This is a genomic window from Antarctobacter sp. (assembly GCF_048262615.1).
Classification (GTDB): Bacteria; Pseudomonadota; Alphaproteobacteria; order Rhodobacterales; family Rhodobacteraceae; genus Antarctobacter.
Genome location: NZ_JBLXFB010000025.1, coordinates 38,313 through 55,082, shown reverse-complemented (window position 1 = coordinate 55,082; position 16,770 = coordinate 38,313). Strand labels below are relative to the sequence as shown.

Below are 16,770 nucleotides of genomic sequence, written 5' to 3'. Positions count from 1 at the left end.
ACCACCTCGAACCGGTTTGCGGGGACAAGGATCGCCTTGGACGGCGCGTTGTAGCGGTGGTTGGCGCGGCCGATGCGCTGCACCAGCCGTTTGACGTTCTTCGGCGCGCCGACCTGAATCACTAGGTCGACGTCGCCCCAGTCGATGCCAAGGTCCAGCGACCCGGTGCAGACGATGGCGCGCAGGTGGCCAGCGACCATGGCCTGTTCGACCTTTTCCCGCTGGCCCCGGTCGAGCGAGCCGTGGTGGATGCCGATGGGCAGCGAGTCCTCATTGGCGAGCCACAGGTTGTGGAAGTAGATTTCCGCCTGCGCGCGGGTGTTGTGAAAGATCAGCGTGGTGCGGTGTTGTTTGACCTGTTCCAGCACGGCGGGGATGGAGTACTTGGCCCCGCCCCCGGCCCAGGGCGGGGCCTCATCCGTGATCAGCATGGAAATGTCGGGATCGGGGCCGGGGTCGGCCTGCAGGATGTCACAGGGCAAATCGCCATGGGCCAGTAGGCGGGCGATGGCCTCTGGGTCCTCGACCGTGGCCGACAGGCCGACGCGGCGCAGGTCGGGGCAGAGCGTTTGCAGCCGCGCGAGCGCCAGCATCAGCTGGTCGCCGCGTTTGGATTCGCTGAGCGCGTGAATCTCATCGACCACCACCCGTTGCAGGCCCGCGAACATGCGCGGCGCGTCCTCGTAAGAGGTGAGCAACGCAAGGCTTTCGGGGGTGGTCAGCAGGATATGCGGCGGGTCGGCGCGCTGGCGTTTCTTGCGGCTGGCGGGGGTGTCGCCGGTGCGATCCTCGACCCGGATCGGGAGGTTTGCCTCCTCAATGGGGATCAGCAGATTGCGCCGGATGTCTGCGGCCAGCGCCTTGAGCGGCGAGATATAGAGGGTGTGCAGGCCGGGGCGCGGGTCTTCGGTCAGTTCGGACAGGGTGGGTAGAAAGCCAGCCAGCGTCTTGCCGCCGCCGGTGGGCGCGATCAGCATCAGGCAGGCCGCATCGGCGCGGTCCAGCAGGGCGCGTTGGTGCGGGTGGACCTGCCAGCCGCGCGTGTCGAACCAGTGTTGCAGAGCGTCGGGGAGCCTTGTCATAGCCGAGACGTAACCCGGCAGCGGCAAAAGCAAAACCGGGCATCGCGGGCAGGGGGCTTTGGCGCTTTTCTTCCGGTTGCGGATGCGGTGAACTCGCGCCGGGAATTGGGGGAGGGACCGACATGCTGACAGGTATCCGCATTGTAGAGTTTGAGGCACTGGGGCCCGCGCCTTTTGCCGCCATGCATCTGGCCGATCTGGGGGCCGAGGTGATTGTGGTGCAGCGCAAAGGCGGGGAGGGGAACCCGGCCAAGGGGGCCACTGACCTGCTGGACCGGGGCAAGCGGGCGATCGCGCTGGACCTCAAGGACGATGGCGATCTGGCGATCGCGCGGGCCTTGATCCGCAGCGCCGACGGGTTGATCGAGGGGATGCGCCCCGGTGTGATGGAACGGCTGGGCCTTGGCCCGGAAGAGGTGCGGGGCGTGCATCCGACGTTGGTTTACGGGCGGATGACGGGCTGGGGGCAGGACGGGCCGCGGGCGCGGCAGGCGGGGCATGACCTCAATTACCTCGGGCTGTCGGGGGCCTTGTTCTACGGCGGGCTGCCGGGGGCGGTGCCGGGGGTGCCGCCGACGATGTTGGGCGATATCGGGGCGGGGGCGCTGTACCTGACCGTGGGCATGCTGGCGGGACTGCTACAGGCGCGGACCAGCGGCAGGGGCTGCGTGGTGGATGCGGCGATTGTCGATGGCGCGCAGCACATGATGGCGCTGTTGCGGTCGATGGGGCCGCAGTTCGACACCGGCGCGCGGGGGCGGTCGCTGCTGGACGGGCCGCATTGGTCGCGGTGCTATGTCTGTGCCTGCGGGCGGCATGTGGCGGTGCAATGTCTGGAACCGAAGTTTTACGCGCTCTTTCTGGACAAGATGGGACTGGCGGATGATCCGGCGTTTGCGGCGCAGTTCGACCCAGATCAGTGGGAGGCGCAGGGCGCGCGGTTGAGCCGAATTTTCGCCGAAAATTCGCGTGCGCATTGGGCGGCGCTTTTTGACGGGTCGGATGCCTGCGTGGCGCCGGTGCTTAGCCCGGGTGAGGCGGCGCGGGACACGCACATGGCGGCGCGGGGGCACGAGGCGGGCAGTGCGCTGCCCGCGCCGCGCTTTGACGGAGCGGTCCGACCGGTGGGCGACCCGCCGCGCCACGGGCAGGACAGCGCGGCGATTTTGCAGGAATTGACGGAAAGGGGGCTGCTGTGAGCCAAAGTGAGACATTTGCCGACCTGTTGGAGGCGCGGTTTTCCTGCCGGGGGTTTTTGCCGGACCCGGTCCCGCGCGCGCTAATCGACGCGGCGTTGCAGGACGCACAGAAGGTGCCAAGCTGGTGCAATTCGCAGCCGTGGCAGGTGGTTGCGCTGTCGCAGGGAGAGACGGCGGAGTTTGCCTCGGCTCTGTATGCGCATGTGGCAGAGGCCGCGCACCAGAGCGACATCCCGTTTCCAGCCCGGTATGAGGGCGTTTACAAGGACCGGCGCAGCATATGCGGCTGGCAGTTGTATGACGCGGTGGGTGTGCAAAAGGGCGACCGCGCGGCGTCTGGCCAGCAGATGCGCGAGAACTTTCGCCTGTTCGGCGCGCCCAATTTCCTGCTGATCACGACGCCGAAGGCGCTGGGCACCTACGGTGTGCTGGACTGTGGGGCCTATGTGACGGGTGTCCTGCTGGCGCTTCAGGCGCGGGGCGTGGCCAGTTGCGCGATGGCGTCGGTCGCCGGGTTCGCGCCGTTTGTGCGGGCACGCTATGGCATTGCCGAGGACCGTGACCTGCTGTGCGGGATCGCGCTGGGCCATGCCGATCCGGACCACCCGGCGAACCAGTTCAGGACGGACCGCGCGCCGCTGGATGAGGTTGTGGACTGGCGATAAGCGCCGCGCCCCTGCTCAGGCCTCTTCCAGCCGGTCGGTGGCCGGGGGCGGCGCGGGGCTGAGGGCCGACAGGCGGGCATAAAGCGCGTCGTCCAGCGGATAGCGCATCGCGGCCAGCGAGGGGGCCAGTTGGTCCGCATTGCGGGCCGACAGGATCGGGACGGGGTTTGCGGGATTGGCAGCCACCCAAGCCACCGCCAGCGTGGCCGGATCGGTGCCCAGTTCCTTGGCCACATCGGCCAGCGCGGTGGCGGCCTGATGCATTTCCGGTCGGCCATAGCGGCTGGCATAGCGCGCGTCCTCGGTCAGGCGACCCGCGCCGCCGCCGGTGTATTTGCCGGTCAACAGCCCGCCACCCAGCGGCGAGTAGGGCACCGGCAGGATGCCCTCTGAGGCGCACATCGGCAGGATCTCAACCTCGGCCTGACGTTTCACGAGGTTGTACATCGGCTGGATCACGTCGATCCGCGTGCCAAAGCGGGCGGCGACGGCCTGCGCCTTCATCACCTGCCACGCGGCGTAGTTGGAGACGCCGATATGGCGGATATGGCCGTCCGATTGCAGGGCGGCCAGCGTCTCGAACGTCTCTTCCAGCGGTGTGTCGCCGTCCCAGCGGTGCATGTAATAGAGGTCGATCACCTCCATGTTCAGGCGGCTGCGGCTTTCGTCCAGCGAGGCGCGGATATTGGCGCGGCTGGCGCCGCCGTCGAATTTGGCCTTGGTGGCGATAAACAGGTTGTCACGCTCTGCGGCGGCGAAGCGCCCCAGCATCTGTTCGGACTGGCCGTCGGTATAGACATAGGCGGTGTCGAAATGGCCGATGCCCGCGGCGCGGCAGGCGTCGAACATGGCGCGGCTGTCGGCCTCGGAGGCGCGGCCACCGAATTGCATGCAGCCAAAGGCGAAGGGCGCGGGCGTGTCGCCCGAAATCGTTGTCAGGGTCATGGGGAGAACCTGCCACGGCAGAGGTGGCAGGCAAAGCCCCGTTCTGCCGCCATGGGCGATTTTCGACGCCTGCGGCGGGGGCGCTTGCGCTGTGCGTACCGGGCCGGGGCAGCACCAAAGTCGGGGGGGCGGCACGGCTCTGTTACTCGACAGACGTGCGGGTGCCTGCCATGCTGGTGGGGAAAGGAACCCTGCCGATGCGCGTGTTTCCCTGCCTTGCCAGTGCTGCTTTGGTGGCTGCCATGTTTGCCGCCCCCACTGTGACGGGAGCCGGGGAAAGCTGTACCGAAGACGCGATGATCGTCTTTGACGGCTCCGGCAGCATGGCCGAGATCGGCTATAACGCCATCGGGGTGCCGCGCATATCAGAGGCGCGCACGGCGATGCGGCGGGTGATCCCCTCTATTGCGACGGTGCGGCGGCTGGGTCTGGTGATCTACGGCCCGTCCGGGGACCGCACCTGCGAAAACACCGATTTGCGGTTCTCACCCCAATGGCAGGCCGGGCCGCGGATCATCGCCGATGTGGACGCCTTGCGCCCGGCGGGCGGGACATCGTTGACCGAAAGCGTGCGGCGGGCGGCGGAAACCCTCGACTATACCCGCCAGCCGGGGACCGTAGTCCTTGTGACGGACGGCAAGGAAACCTGTGGTGGCGCGCCCTGCCTGCTGGCCGACGAGATCGCCGCCGTTGCGCCGGGGCTGACGGTGCATGTGATCGGTTTCAAGGTGCGCAGCGACCATTTCGACTGGGCCAAGCCGGACGATCCCGGTGTCACCACGGTGGCCCGCTGTCTGGCGGACCGCACCGGCGGGCGCTATGTGAGCGCCGAGACCGTGGATCAGCTGATCGGCGCGCTGCGCACGACGCTGGGGTGCAACGTGCTGGGCGCGCTGGAGGCGCGATCAGAGCACAAGCTGCGCTAGCCAATTCATCAGGCTTCAGTTTCTTTACGAGGCGGCCGCAGGCTGGCTGTGCCTATGTGCGGGGGGATCGCGTGGCGGAAAACCAAAAGACGGCCGCTTCCGGACGGGGATTTGGCGCGGATCATGGCGTGGGGCCATGTGATGCGTGCGGATGTGGGGGCCGATTGATCCCGCGTTGAACGATGAGGGCCAATGCAAGTTTTTCTTGGTCCAAACGGCGTGTTTGCCTATTCTTTCGGGCCACACTTTGAAGAAAGGCGGAATTGATGAAGTTTGGACATTGGTTTCTTGCGTTGACCCTGACCGCAGGACCGGCGTTTTGCGGCGAGATCGTGGAACTGGGCGGTTTCGACGCGGAATGCAGCTATAAATTCACCGGGAAGGTGGCTCCGGGCGACGCGGCCAAGATTGACGCGTTGAACACATACGGCGCGGCGGGGGCCTCGCTGTGTCTGGACAGCCCCGGCGGGTCGCTGCTGGAAGGGATCGCGATGTTCAACGCGATCTGGAATTCGCAGATGCACACCCGCGTGGTCAAAGGCGACCGCTGCGAATCTGCCTGTGCGATTGCCTGGTTGGGTGGCGGCGTTGAGGAAGGGTCATTGGCGGTCCGGTTTCCGTCGCGCAGCATCGAGCCGGGCGGCATTTTGGGGTTCCATGCCCCCAGCCTTAATCTGCCGGACGGGGGCAGCTATCCGGCCAAGGATGTCGAAAATGCCTTTCGCATCGCGTTGACAGCGGCCGAAGGGTATTTCGATATCAAGCTGACCACGGATGACAACGTCGAGGCGCTGAACGATTTCCTGTACGCGCGGATTCTGGAGACCCCCGGCGACAGCATGTTCCGTGTCCAGACGGTGGCCGAGGCATTGATGGCGAATGTGGCGGTTTCGGCAGCAAAAGCGCCGGAGAAGATACTCAAGACGAACCTCGTGCACCTGTGTGAGAATGCCTATCTGGTGCATCGTGGGGTCGATGTTGCCCTGTCGGATGCCGCGGCGCATCTCCAGAAACTGCGCGATGCGGCAGAGCCGGGTGAGCGCGTTGGTTATGTCGATGAAACATCCTGGGTGGTTCGCATGGATGGTGAGCGGCGCTCGCAGTCTGTTTGCGTGATCCGTGAAAGCACTTTCGGGTTCTTTCTGGGGCGGGCAGAACGTTACAACGCCGAGGGGCTGTATCCCAATGGGCGGGTGGATTTCCCGACAATTTCATTGAGCTTGCAGAAAGTGGATGTCTGGCCGGGTGAGCCGGCGCAAAAAGTCTGGGATGCGGTGTCGGACGAGTTAATCCTGACACGAGACTCGATCGAGATGCCTCACTACGCCTTCTACGATGGGTTGACCCGGCTGACAGACCTGCCACCGCACTGAGCGTTCCGGCGCTGGCGCAAAAAAAAAGGCCCCGCGCGATGCGGGGCCTTTGTGGTGTCGCAACCGAGATCCTGCTTACTTCGGGATGTCGGCGTTGATGCCTTCGACATAGAAATCCATGCCCAGCAGGGTGCCGTCGTCGGCCACTTCGCCCTCGGCCAGCCAGACAGAGCCGTCGGCCTTGTTCAGCGGGCCGGTGAACGGGTGGTAGTCGCCCGCCGCAATGGCGTCCTTGAGCGCCAGCGCTTCTGCCTTGACCTCAGCCGGAACCGCGTCGGAAATCTCACCGATGCCGACCATGCCGGGGCCGATGCCGTCCCATGTGTCGGTCGAGACCCAAGTGCCGTCGATCACCGCCTGCACGCGGTCGATGTAGTAGGGCGCCCAGTTGTCGATTATCGACGAGACGCGCGGCATCGGGGCATAGTCGCCCATGTCCGAGGCCTGACCAAAGGTGATGACATTGCCCGCGGCAGCGGCGGCGGCCTGTGGTGCGGTGGAGTCGGTGTGTTGCAGGATCACGTCGGCGCCGTTTTCGATCAGCGCGCGGGCGGCGTCGGCCTCTTTGGCCGGGTCGAACCATGTAAAGGCCCAGATGACCGAGAATTCCACATCCGGGTTCACCTTCTTGGCGTGGATGTAGGCAGAGTTGATGCCGCGAATGACCTCGGGGATCGGATAGGAGGCGATATAGCCGATCTTGTTGGTCTTGGTCATCGACCCGGCGATATGGCCCTGAATGGCGCGACCTTCGTAAAAGCGGGCCGAGTAGACGGAGACGTTATCGGCGCGCTTGTAGCCGGTGGCGTGCTCGAACTTCACGTTCGGGAATTTCGCGGCCACGGACACGGTGGGGTCCATGTAGCCGAACGAGGTGGTAAAGATGATGTCGGCGCCCGACAGCGCCATCTGGGTGATCGCGCGCTCTGAATCGGCCCCCTCGGGGACGCTTTCCTGATAGATCGTCTTGACCTTGTCGCCAAAGGCCTCTTCGACGGCCAAACGGCCCTTGTCGTGCTCGTAGGTCCAGCCGCCATCGCCGATCGGGCCGACGTAGATGAAGCCTGCGGTGACATCCTGAGCGGCGGCGGCAGAGCCAAAGCCAAGGGTCAGCGCGAGGGCTGCGGTGGAGAGGAGGGTTCTTCTGTTCATGGTCGGTCCTTTGCTGGTCTTTTGCCGTGATTTTTTTCTTTTTCCGGGGCACTTATCAAGGCTGAAGTGATGATCCCTGCCGGTATCGCAACGATTCCAAGCCCGACGAGCAATGTCAGGGCGGTAAAGACTTTGCCGCCAGTGGTAACCGGGTAGACATCGCCGTAGCCAACAGTGGTAAGCGTCGCCAGCGCCCACCACAAGGATTGCGGTATCGACCCGAAGGTATCGGGTTGCACGGTTTTTTCCAAATGGTGGATACCCACCGCCGTCAAAAACAAGACGATGGCGGCAAGGAAGCTGAACAGTATGAGTTCATCGCGACTTTGCGCCAGGGCGTATTCAAGTCTCTCAAGCGCGCGCCGCATCCGCAACAATTTCAGAAGGCGGAATACCCGGAGCAATCTGAGCAGCCGTAGGGATTGCGTGTCAGGGATCAGAAACAGCAGCGCTGGAAGGATTGCAATGAGGTCGATCAATCCCCACAGGCTCAGCGCATATCGCCATCGGCTGGGCGCAGACCAGAGCCGCATGGCGTATTCAGCGCCGAAGAATGCCAGCAAGATGACTTCGACATATCCCAAGGTCCGATCCAGCCAGTCTGACAGGCTCGGCAGGCTTCGAACGGTGAGAACGGTCGCAGACAGCAATATTGCCCCAAAGATGGCAATTGCTACGGCAGGCCCGAATTTTGGGTCGGCTCCGTTCAGTGCCAGTCGGACTCTTGCTTTGGACCATCTCGCCACGTGCGCTTGTCAGGACGAGGCGTGGAACGGGCGGCCCAAGGAGGCGGGCGCGCCATGTGCGCCCAAGGCCGAGATGATCACCAGAACGATGATCGTGACAAGATAGGGCGAGGCTGACAAGAGGGCGACCGGCACGTCGGCCCCCGCCGCCTGTAGGTTCAGTTGCAGCACGGTGACGCCGCCAAAGAGGTAGGCCCCGATGGCGACACGGCCCGCGCGCCAGCTTGCAAAGACCACGATGGCCAGTGCGATCCAGCCTGCGCCGGCGGTCATGCCTTCGGTCCATTGCGGCACCCGCACAAGGCTGAGGTAGGCCCCGCCAAGGCCCGCGCAGGCCCCGCCGAACAGGATGGCGATCAGGCGGATGCGCACCACCTTGTAGCCCAGCGCATGGGCGCTGTCGTGGCTTTCGCCCACCGCGCGCAGGATCAACCCGGCGCGGGTGTATTTCAGAAAGGCCCAGACGCAGGCGACCAGAACAAGGCTGAGGTAGACCATCAGATCGTGGCTGAACAGCATCCGCCCCACGACGGGCAGGTCCGACAGCAGGGGGATGTCCAGTTTCGGCAGGGTGGGGGATTTCATCCCCTCATAGGGTTTGCCGATCAGGCTGGACATGCCCAGACCCACCAGTGTCAGGCCAAGGCCGGTGGCGACCTGATTGGACAGCAGGAACTGGGTCAGCACGCCAAAGGCCAGCGACAGCACCGCAGAGGCCACGGCGGCGGCCAGAAACCCTGCGGCGGGCGAGGTCGAGTTGACCGCCACGGCAAAGCCGACCACCGCGCCGGTGATCATCATGCCCTCGACCCCAAGGTTCAGCACGCCGGATTTCTCCACCACCATTTCGCCTATGGCGGCCAGCAGGATCGGGGTTGCCGAAACCATGATCGAGGCGATCAGGAGGACGGGGTTGATCGAGCTCAGGTCCATGGGGCGTACCCTTTGTCTGCCGGGGGCCGGGGGCGCTGCCCCCCTGCGCCTGCGGCGCAGTTCCCCCGGGATATTTTCGGACAGAAGAAACGGCAGGTGCGGGTCATGCGATCTCTCTCCGTCCGATGCGCAGGCGGTAATTGGTGAACACATCCACCCCCAGCAGGAAGAACAGCAGCATCCCCTGGAACAGCTGGATCGAGGCACCCGGTACGCCGAGCATCAGTTGCGCCAGTTCGCCGCCGATATAGGTCAGCGCCATCAGCAGCCCGGCCAGCAGGATGCCGACCGGATGGAGGCGGCCAAGGAAGGCGACGATGATGGCGGTGAACCCGTAGCCCGAGTTGAAGTCGATGGAGATTTGGCCGGCGGGGCCGGTGACCTCGAACAGGCCCGCCATGCCGGCCAGCAGGCCCGAGAGGCCAAGGCAGATCAGCACGATGCGCGCCGGGCGCACGCCCGAGAAGCGCGCGGCGCGGGGGGCCTCGCCGGTCAGGCGGATGTTGAAGCCAAGGATATGCCGGGTCAGCAGCACATAGGCCCCGATCACCGCGATGAAGGCAAAGACCACGCCCCAGTGCATGCCCGTGCCGGAAAAGATCTCGGCGTTGTGGGCGGCGTCCCATTGTTTGAAATTGCGCGATCCGGGAAAGCCACGGCCCTCGGGGTTGCGCAGAAGGCCGGTGGCGACCGAGCCGAGGATGGTTTCGGCGACATAGACCAGCATCAGCGAGACGAGGATTTCATTGGTGCCGAAGCGGGTTTTCAGGATGGCGGGGATCATCGCCCAGACCCAGCCGCCCAAGGCCCCGGCGACGACCATCATCGGGAAGATCAGCAGGCTTTCCGACGGATAGAGCGCCAGCCCGGCGGCGGCGCCGCAGATGGCGCCCATGATGTACTGGCCCTCGGCACCGATGTTCCAGATCCCGGCGCGAAAGCCGATGCTGAGGCCAATGGCGATCAGGATCAGCGGCGCGGCCTTGACCAGCAGTTGCGGCCGCGTGAACCCGGCGAATTGCGTGTTGAAAATCGGGTCCCAGAAAATGGTGCGGATCGCCTCGAACGGGTTGGCACCAAGGGCCGCGAACAGCAGCCCGCCGACAAACATGGTCAGCAGGACGGCCAGCACCGGGGCCAGAAAGGTCCAGCGCCGCGATGGCTGGGGGCGTTTTTCGAGCCGGATCATGGGCGGTCTCCGGTGCGTGTCGGAAGAGGCGAATTTTCGGCGAAAATTCGTGCCCCGGCCGAGCGGCGGTCAGGCATCCACATGCGCCACCTCCATGTCATGCGCGCCACCCATCATCAGGCCGATCTGTTCGATATTCAGGCTGGCAACCGGACGCGTGGGCGAAAGCCGCCCTTCGTTCAGCGCGCCGAAACGGTCCGAGACCTCCATCAGCTCATCCAGATCCTGACTGATGACCACAACCGCCGCCCCCTTGGCGGCCAGATCGAGAACCGATTGGCGGATAAAGGCGGCGGCGGCGGCGTCCACGCCCCATGTGGGCTGGTTCAGCACCAGAACCTCTGGCCCTTGCAGGATCTCGCGCCCGACGACGAATTTTTGCAGGTTGCCCCCCGACAGCGCACGGGCCGCCGTGCCGGGGCCGGGGGTGCGCACGTCAAAGTGGCCGATCACCTCTTCGGCAAAGCGCCGCGCCTTGCGCCAAGAGATAAAGCCGCGGGTCAGCATGCCTTCGCTGCGCGCCGCCGTCAGCACGCCGTTTTCGATCAGGCTCATGTCCGGGGCGGCGGCATGGCCCAGCCGCTCTTCGGGGCCGGACAGCACCCCCAGACCGCGCCGCGCGATCGGACCGGCGCGGCTGATATCCTTGCCGTCGAGGAGGATGCTGCCAGCGGGGGCTTCGCGTTCGCCCGACAGCGCCGACAGCAGTTCATCCTGCCCGTTGCCAGCCACGCCGCCAATGCCCAGCACCTCACCGGCGCGGACCTCAAAGCTGATGCCGCGCAGCGGGGTGCCAAAGGCTCCGGGGGCGGGCAGGTGCAGGTCACGCACCGCCAGCAGCACCTCGCCCGCCGTGCCGCCGCGGGCCTGTGGCGTGGCAAAGCTGGACCCGACCATCATCTCGGCCATTTGCCGGGCCGAGGATTGCGACGGAATGCAGGTGTCCACCTTCTTGCCCAGCCGCAGGATGGTGGCGTTGTCACACAGGGCGCGGATCTCTTCCAGCTTGTGTGAGATATAGAGGATCGAGGTGCCCTCGGCCTTCAGCTTGCGCAGGGTTTCGAACAGGATGTCGACCTCCTGCGGGGTCAGCACGCTGGTCGGTTCGTCCATGATCAGCAGGCGCGGGTTCTGCAACAGGCAGCGGATGATCTCGACCCGTTGCCGTTCGCCCGCCGACAGCGTGCCCACGGTGCGACCGGGGTCCAGCGGCAGGCCGTAGGTTTCCGACACTTCGCGGATCTGGCGGGCAAGGTCGGACATCGGCGGCGGCGTTTCCATCCCGAGCGCCACGTTTTCCGCCACGTTGAGCGCGTCGAACAATGAGAAATGCTGGAACACCATGGCGATCCCGGCGCGCCGCGCCTCGGACGGTTTGCCGGGCGCATACCCCGCGCCGTCCAGCCGCATCTCCCCCTTGTCGGGGGCGACCAGCCCATAGATCATCTTGACCAGCGTCGATTTGCCGGCGCCGTTCTCGCCCAGCAGGGCATGAATTTCACCACGCCCGATGTCAAAGGACACGGCGTCATTGGCAATCACGCCGGGATAGATCTTGGTCAGGCCCCGGAGGCTGAGGAGTGCATCGGCCACGCCTTGTCATTCCTTGTTTTTTGCAAACTGAGTAGCTGGGAGGCAGTGCCGATGGCAATGGCCTGCGGGTGTTTCCCAAGGTCTTTGTGCCCGATCGGACAGCAGATGGCGTCGATTTGGGCAAGGGTGTGGCCCAGCGCGGCCAGCCTGTTGCGAAAGCGGGCCTTTTTCGTCTCGGACCCGATCAGCCCGCAAAAGCCGAACCCGTGTTGCAGAGCCGCGTGGCACAGCGACAGGTCCAGCTCATGACTGTAGGTCAGGATCAGATGCGCCGCGCCCTTGGGGGCCAGCGCCATGGCGCGTTCCGGCGCGGGGGTTGGCAGGATTTTCACGTCGTCCGGCGCGTCCGCGGGAAAGCGCTCTGGCCCGGTGTCCACCCATGTCAGCCTGAACCCCGGCAGCGGGGCCAGGGTTGAGATCAGGGCGCGCCCGACATGGCCCGCGCCCCAGACCCAGACCGGCAGGGCGGGGGGCGCGACGGGTTCGATCATCCAGCCCTGCACCAGTTGCGGCTCTGGCACCTCGCCGCGCGCGCGGGCGCGGTCAAGCACCCGGTGCACGGCAAGCGGCATGTCACCCGCGCCGCGCGCGACCACGTCGCGCCCTTCCAGCGCCGCAAGGGCGGTGGCATCGAACTGTTCGGTCATCAGCGTCACCGCCCCGCCGCAACACTGGCCCAGCGAAGGCCCCAGCGGATGCCGTGTCAGCCCCGCGTGGTCAAACGCTGCGGCTGCGGCGGCAAATTCCAGCGCGCCGCCGCCGATGGTGCCGCTTTGCCCGGTGCCGCCCTGTTCGGGCCAGACCAGCATCGACGCGCCCACCTCACGCGGGGTTGATCCCGCCACCTCGGCCACCACAACCCGCGCCACCCGGCCATGGGCGGCGACGGCGCGGCGCAGGGCATCAAGGTCAAAGCTCATGCCCGCACCCGCCCGATGGCCGCCAGCACCCTTTCGGGCGTCGCGGGCGCATCCAGCGCCGGATAGGCCGACCCGCAGGCGGCCACCGCGTCCGACAGCGCCATCAGCGCCGACACGCCCAGCATGAATGGCGGCTCTCCCACCGCCTTGGAGCGATAGACCGTCTCCTCGCGGTTCTCGCCGTCCCACAGCGCGACGTTGAACACCTCCGGTGCGTCGGAACAGGCGGGGATCTTGTAGGTCGAGGGCGCATGGGTGCGCAGACGGCCCTTGTCGTCCCAGACCAGTTCCTCGGTCGTGAGCCAGCCCGCCCCCTGCACAAAGCCGCCCTCGACCTGACCGATGTCGATGGCCGGGTTCAGCGATTTGCCCGCATCGTGCAGGATATCCGTGCGCAACATCCGGTATTCGCCGGTCAGGGTGTCGACGACCACCTCTGTGCAGGCCGCGCCATGGGCGAAATAATAGAACGGCCGACCGTCGCCGCGCAGCCGGTCCCAGGTGATGCCGGGGGTCTTGTAGAACCCGGTGGCCGACAGGCTGACGCGGCCCGCGTAACAAAAGGCCGCCGCCTCGGCGAATGACATCTCCTGCGCGCCCGCCGACACGCGCCCGCCGTCAAAGACCACCTCATCGGGGCGGCACTGGTGCATCTGCGCCAGATGCTCCGCCATGCGGGTGCGCAGCGTCTCGCAGGCGACCCGGACCGCGGCCCCGTTCAGGTCCGATCCCGAAGAGGCCGCCGTGGCCGAGGTATTGGGCACCTTGGCGGTGTCGGTGGCGGTGATGCGCACGGTCCCGACCGGCACGCCAAAGACATGCGCCGCCACCTGCGCCACCTTCTGGAACAAGCCCTGACCCATCTCGGTGCCGCCATGGTTCATGGCGATGGAACCGTCCTGATAGACATGCACCAAGGCACCGGCCTGATTGAGATGCGTCAGGGTAAAGGAAATCCCGAACTTGACCGGCGTCAGCGCCAGCCCCTTCTTCAGCACCGGGTTGGCGGCGTTCCACGCCGCCACATCCGCCCGCCGCACCGCATACTCACAGGACCGCGCCAGCGCATCGGTCATCTCGTGCAGGATGAAGTCCTCGACCACCTGTCCATAAGGCGTGACGTTTCGCGGCTTCTTTTCTGCAAAAATACGCCCGGGGGGGCTCGGCTTGCCCGAGTGGGGGGCAGCGCCCCCCTCCGACCCGTCGTAATAATTCGCCCGGCGGATCTGCAACGGGTCGCGGCCCAGAGTGTGGGCGATATGGTCCATCACCCGCTCGATTCCGACCACGCCTTGCGGCCCGCCAAAGCCGCGAAAGGCGGTGGCGCTTTGGGTGTTGGTCTTCAGCCGGTGCGACTCGATCCGCACGGCGGGCAGGAAATAGGCGTTGTCGGCGTGCAGCATGGCGCGGTCCGCCACCGGCAGCGACAGATCCTGCGCCCAGCCGCAGCGGGTGTAGTGCAGGAACTCGATGCCCTCGATCACGCCGTCACTGTCCACGCCCGCGCGGTAGTCGATGCGGAAGTCGTGGCGTTTGCCGGTGATGATCATGTCGTCGTCGCGGTCATAGCGCATCTTGGCGGGCCGTCCGGTGGCCGTTGCCACCACGGCGCAGGCGATGGCCAGCGCGTTGCCCTGACTTTCCTTGCCGCCAAAGCCGCCGCCCATGCGCCGCGTCTCGACCCGGACGTTGTGCATCGACAGGTTCAGGGCATCGGCAACCTTGTGCTGGATCTCTGTCGGGTGCTGCGTGGACGAGACGACGTGCATGTCGCCGTCGTCCTGCGGGGTGACAAGCGCCGCCTGACCTTCGAGGTAGAAATGCTCTTGCCCGCCCATCTCGATGGTGCCCTCGATCCGGTGGGCCGCCTTGGCGATGGCGGTTTCGACATCGCCGCGCGTCCAGATGCGGGGGCCTTCCTCGAACCGGCTGTCGGCGGCCAGCGCCTGTTCGATGTTCAGGATTGGCGGTGTCGCCTCGGTTTCGATCCCGGCCAAGGCCACTGCCTTGCGGGCGGCAAGGTGGCTGTCGGCAGCGACAAGGAACAGCGGTTGGCCCTGATAGTGGATCGTGCCGTCCGACAGCATCGGCTCATCATGGTTCGACGGGGAGCAATCGCAGCCCGAAGGCAGATCCGCGTGTGTCCAGACGCCAACCACACCGGGGGCGGCGCGCACGGCGGCAAGGTCCAGCGCGGTCAGCCGACCGGCGGCGATGGGGGAGAGGCCAAAGGCAAGATGCAGGCAGTTGGCGGGTGTCGGGATGTCATCGACATAGCGCGCGCGACCGGTGACGTGCAGGCGGGCGGCGTCGTGGTGCAGGGGTTTGTTCACGCTCATGGGCGGACCTCCAGCACGCTTGTGGCGTGGCCCTGATCCTCGGCAAGCGCGCGGCGCAGCATGTTGCGGGCGGCGGTCAGGCGGTAGTCGGCGCTGGCGCGCATGTCTGACATCGGGGTGAAATCCTGCGCCCAAGCGGGGTCGGCGGCGTCTACCGTGGCCTCTGTCCATGGCTGACCGGTGATCGCGGCCTCGACCTGCGTGGCGCGTTTCGGGATGCCCGCCATGCCGCCAAAGGCGATGCGGGCGTGGGTGACGATGCCGTCGGTGATGGTCAGGTTGAAGGCGCCGCAGAGGGCGGAAATGTCCTGATCAAAGCGTTTCGACAGTTTGTAGACCCGCAGGGTGTCCGGCCCTTTCGGGATCGAGACGGCCTCGACAAACTCGCCCTTTGCGCGGTCCTGTTTGCCGTAGTCGAGAAAAAACGCCTCCAGCGGCAGGGCGCGCCGGGTATCGCCGTGGCGCAGGTGCAGGGTGGCCCCCAGCGCGATGAGCGCGGGCGGGTTGTCCCCGATGGGAGAGCCGTTGGCGATGTTACCGCCGATGGTCGCGGCATTGCGCACCTGGGTGGAGCCATAGCGACGGATCATTTCGGCGTAGCTGGGGTAGTGATCTTTCATCAGCGCGTGGACGCGGTCCATGGTGACGCCCGCGCCGATGCGGATGGTGCTGTCCGTTTCGGTGATCTCTTGCAGGTCGGTGCAGCGGTTGAGAAAGATGACCTTGTCCAGATCGCGTAGCTGCTTGGTCACCCAGAGGCCGACATCCGTCGCCCCGGCCACCAGCGTGGCCTCCGGGTTTGCGGCGTAGAGATGCGCGAGTTCATCAGTGGATTGCGGGGCATGGACGCTGGGAGGGGGGCTGTCTGCCCCCCGACCGGCTGCACCGGTCCCCCCCGAGGATATTTCCGGACAGAAGAAATCCTGATCGGCCTTGAGCCAGTCGGGCGCGGGCAAATCGGCGGCGGCGCGGGCGGCGCGCAGGATCGGGGCGTAGCCAGTGCAGCGGCACAGGTTGCCGGCCAGCGCGTCGTTGTGGTTGGTGTCGCCGTTCAGATGCGCGGTGGCCATGGAGATGGCGAAACCGGGTGTGCAAAAGCCGCATTGGCTGCCGTGGCAATCGACCAGCGCCTGTTGCACCGGGTGCAGTTGCCCGTCCGGTCCGGACAGCCCTTCGACCGTGCGCACCGCCTTGCCGTGCAGTTGCGGCAGGAACAGGATGCAGGCGTTGAGCGCCCGCGCGCCGTTTGCATCCGTCACCATGACGGAGCAGGCGCCGCAGTCGCCTTCATTGCAGCCCTCTTTGGTGCCGGTGAGGCCACGTTGTTCACGCAGCCAGTCGAGCAGCGTGACGGTGGCCGGAACCTCTCGCAGGGCCACGCTCTCTCCGTTCAGAAGAAAGGTGATGTTCATTTATCCAGTGACCCGCCGCCTTACTGATTGCCCCGGACTGGGCCCCCGGATCGCTCCGGGGGGCGCGCCTTCGATACGGCGTAGAAAGCGCACGTCCCTGATGTTCGGCGATCAGGCTAGGCGCGGGGTGCCCGGATTGGCAAGGAAAAATCGCTGCGTTTTGTGGCAGGCGCGGGGGGCGCGGCGATGGTTTGGGCGCTTGCAGCGATTGTGGGCGGGCCGCCATCTGTTTCGCCGCCGTGTCCCGACCGCCGTCAAAGCCCATGGCGGCGCGGGTCTTGCGCCCGGCCGCGCCG

General features: G+C 66.0%; 14 protein-coding genes. 4 read left to right on the top strand and 10 right to left on the bottom strand.

Annotated elements, in window-relative coordinates:
• Positions 1 to 1,082: DEAD/DEAH box helicase (locus ACN0S5_RS19985; protein WP_417210649.1), on the bottom strand; the 1,082-nt coding region annotated here is incomplete at its 3' end.
• Between the two features lie 122 nt (positions 1,083 to 1,204).
• Here ACN0S5_RS19985 and ACN0S5_RS19980 point away from each other — a divergent pair.
• Positions 1,205 to 2,281, top strand: coding sequence for a CaiB/BaiF CoA transferase family protein (locus ACN0S5_RS19980; protein WP_417210648.1), 1,077 nt, complete (start codon positions 1,205 to 1,207; stop codon positions 2,279 to 2,281).
• Positions 2,278 to 2,946 carry a nitroreductase gene (locus tag ACN0S5_RS19975; RefSeq protein WP_417210647.1) on the top strand — a complete coding sequence of 223 codons (669 nt, stop codon included), beginning with the start codon at positions 2,278 to 2,280 and terminating at the stop codon, positions 2,944 to 2,946. The genes ACN0S5_RS19980 and ACN0S5_RS19975 overlap by 4 nt, the downstream gene beginning before the upstream one ends.
• A 15-nt stretch (positions 2,947 to 2,961) precedes the next feature.
• On the opposite strand, the gene ACN0S5_RS19970 is transcribed toward ACN0S5_RS19975, so the two are convergent.
• A complete protein-coding gene (locus tag ACN0S5_RS19970; protein WP_417210645.1) occupies positions 2,962 to 3,891 on the bottom strand; it encodes an aldo/keto reductase in 930 nt (309 codons plus the stop codon).
• 170 nt (positions 3,892 to 4,061) lie between these two features.
• On the opposite strand from ACN0S5_RS19970, the gene ACN0S5_RS19965 reads away from it, so the two are divergent.
• Together ACN0S5_RS19965 and ACN0S5_RS19960 are read left to right on the top strand one after the other, a co-directional pair.
• Positions 4,062 to 4,817, top strand: coding sequence for a vWA domain-containing protein (locus ACN0S5_RS19965; RefSeq protein WP_417210644.1), 756 nt, complete (start codon positions 4,062 to 4,064; stop codon positions 4,815 to 4,817).
• 266 nt (positions 4,818 to 5,083) lie between these two features.
• Positions 5,084 to 6,190 (top strand): hypothetical protein, encoded by a 1,107-nt coding sequence (locus ACN0S5_RS19960; protein ID WP_417210642.1) that lies wholly within the window; start codon positions 5,084 to 5,086, stop codon positions 6,188 to 6,190.
• A gap of 75 nt (positions 6,191 to 6,265) precedes the next feature.
• On the opposite strand, the gene ACN0S5_RS19955 is transcribed toward ACN0S5_RS19960, so the two are convergent.
• The 8 genes from ACN0S5_RS19955 to xdhA all read right to left on the bottom strand — a co-directional run bounded on the left by ACN0S5_RS19955 (position 6,266) and on the right by xdhA (position 16,474).
• Positions 6,266 to 7,342, bottom strand: coding sequence for a BMP family ABC transporter substrate-binding protein (locus ACN0S5_RS19955; protein ID WP_417210640.1), 1,077 nt, complete (start codon positions 7,340 to 7,342; stop codon positions 6,266 to 6,268).
• Positions 7,339 to 8,088: an ion transporter gene (locus tag ACN0S5_RS19950; RefSeq protein ID WP_417210638.1), complete on the bottom strand. Its 750-nt coding sequence runs from the start codon at positions 8,086 to 8,088 to the stop codon at positions 7,339 to 7,341. The genes ACN0S5_RS19955 and ACN0S5_RS19950 overlap by 4 nt, the downstream gene beginning before the upstream one ends.
• Before the next feature lie 9 nt (positions 8,089 to 8,097).
• Positions 8,098 to 9,021 carry an ABC transporter permease gene (locus ACN0S5_RS19945; RefSeq protein WP_417210637.1) on the bottom strand — a complete coding sequence of 308 codons (924 nt, stop codon included), beginning with the start codon at positions 9,019 to 9,021 and terminating at the stop codon, positions 8,098 to 8,100.
• A 103-nt stretch (positions 9,022 to 9,124) separates the two neighbouring features.
• Positions 9,125 to 10,210 (bottom strand): ABC transporter permease, encoded by a 1,086-nt coding sequence (locus ACN0S5_RS19940; RefSeq protein WP_417210635.1) that lies wholly within the window; start codon positions 10,208 to 10,210, stop codon positions 9,125 to 9,127.
• Between the two features lie 69 nt (positions 10,211 to 10,279).
• Positions 10,280 to 11,803: an ABC transporter ATP-binding protein gene (locus ACN0S5_RS19935; RefSeq protein WP_417210634.1), complete on the bottom strand. Its 1,524-nt coding sequence runs from the start codon at positions 11,801 to 11,803 to the stop codon at positions 10,280 to 10,282.
• Positions 11,770 to 12,723 carry a xanthine dehydrogenase accessory protein XdhC gene (gene xdhC, locus ACN0S5_RS19930; protein ID WP_417210632.1) on the bottom strand — a complete coding sequence of 318 codons (954 nt, stop codon included), beginning with the start codon at positions 12,721 to 12,723 and terminating at the stop codon, positions 11,770 to 11,772. The genes ACN0S5_RS19935 and xdhC overlap by 34 nt, the downstream gene beginning before the upstream one ends.
• Positions 12,720 to 15,062 carry a xanthine dehydrogenase molybdopterin binding subunit gene (gene xdhB / locus ACN0S5_RS19925; RefSeq protein ID WP_417210631.1) on the bottom strand — a complete coding sequence of 781 codons (2,343 nt, stop codon included), beginning with the start codon at positions 15,060 to 15,062 and terminating at the stop codon, positions 12,720 to 12,722. Before xdhB ends, xdhC begins: the two co-directional genes overlap by 4 nt.
• The gene (gene xdhA / locus ACN0S5_RS19920) at positions 15,059 to 16,474 is read right to left on the bottom strand and encodes a xanthine dehydrogenase small subunit (RefSeq protein WP_417210629.1); all 1,416 of its coding nucleotides are present in this window, start codon (positions 16,472 to 16,474) and stop codon (positions 15,059 to 15,061) included. Before xdhA ends, xdhB begins: the two co-directional genes overlap by 4 nt.
• Between the last annotated feature and the right edge of the window lie 296 nt (positions 16,475 to 16,770).

Excerpts from the sequence above, each read along its gene's own strand:
- ACN0S5_RS19960 (WP_417210642.1), top strand. The coding sequence starts at position 5,084 with ATGAAGTTTGGACATTGGTTTCTTGCGTTGACCCTGACCGCAGGACCG.
- xdhB (WP_417210631.1), bottom strand. The coding sequence starts at position 15,062 with ATGAGCGTGAACAAACCCCTGCACCACGACGCCGCCCGCCTGCACGTC.
- ACN0S5_RS19945 (WP_417210637.1), bottom strand. The coding sequence starts at position 9,021 with ATGGACCTGAGCTCGATCAACCCCGTCCTCCTGATCGCCTCGATCATG.
- ACN0S5_RS19970 (WP_417210645.1), bottom strand. The coding sequence starts at position 3,891 with ATGACCCTGACAACGATTTCGGGCGACACGCCCGCGCCCTTCGCCTTT.
- xdhA (WP_417210629.1), bottom strand. The coding sequence starts at position 16,474 with ATGAACATCACCTTTCTTCTGAACGGAGAGAGCGTGGCCCTGCGAGAG.
- xdhC (WP_417210632.1), bottom strand. The coding sequence starts at position 12,723 with ATGAGCTTTGACCTTGATGCCCTGCGCCGCGCCGTCGCCGCCCATGGC.
- ACN0S5_RS19965 (WP_417210644.1), top strand. The coding sequence starts at position 4,062 with ATGCTGGTGGGGAAAGGAACCCTGCCGATGCGCGTGTTTCCCTGCCTT.
- ACN0S5_RS19940 (WP_417210635.1), bottom strand. The coding sequence starts at position 10,210 with ATGATCCGGCTCGAAAAACGCCCCCAGCCATCGCGGCGCTGGACCTTT.
- ACN0S5_RS19955 (WP_417210640.1), bottom strand. The coding sequence starts at position 7,342 with ATGAACAGAAGAACCCTCCTCTCCACCGCAGCCCTCGCGCTGACCCTT.
- ACN0S5_RS19980 (WP_417210648.1), top strand. The coding sequence starts at position 1,205 with ATGCTGACAGGTATCCGCATTGTAGAGTTTGAGGCACTGGGGCCCGCG.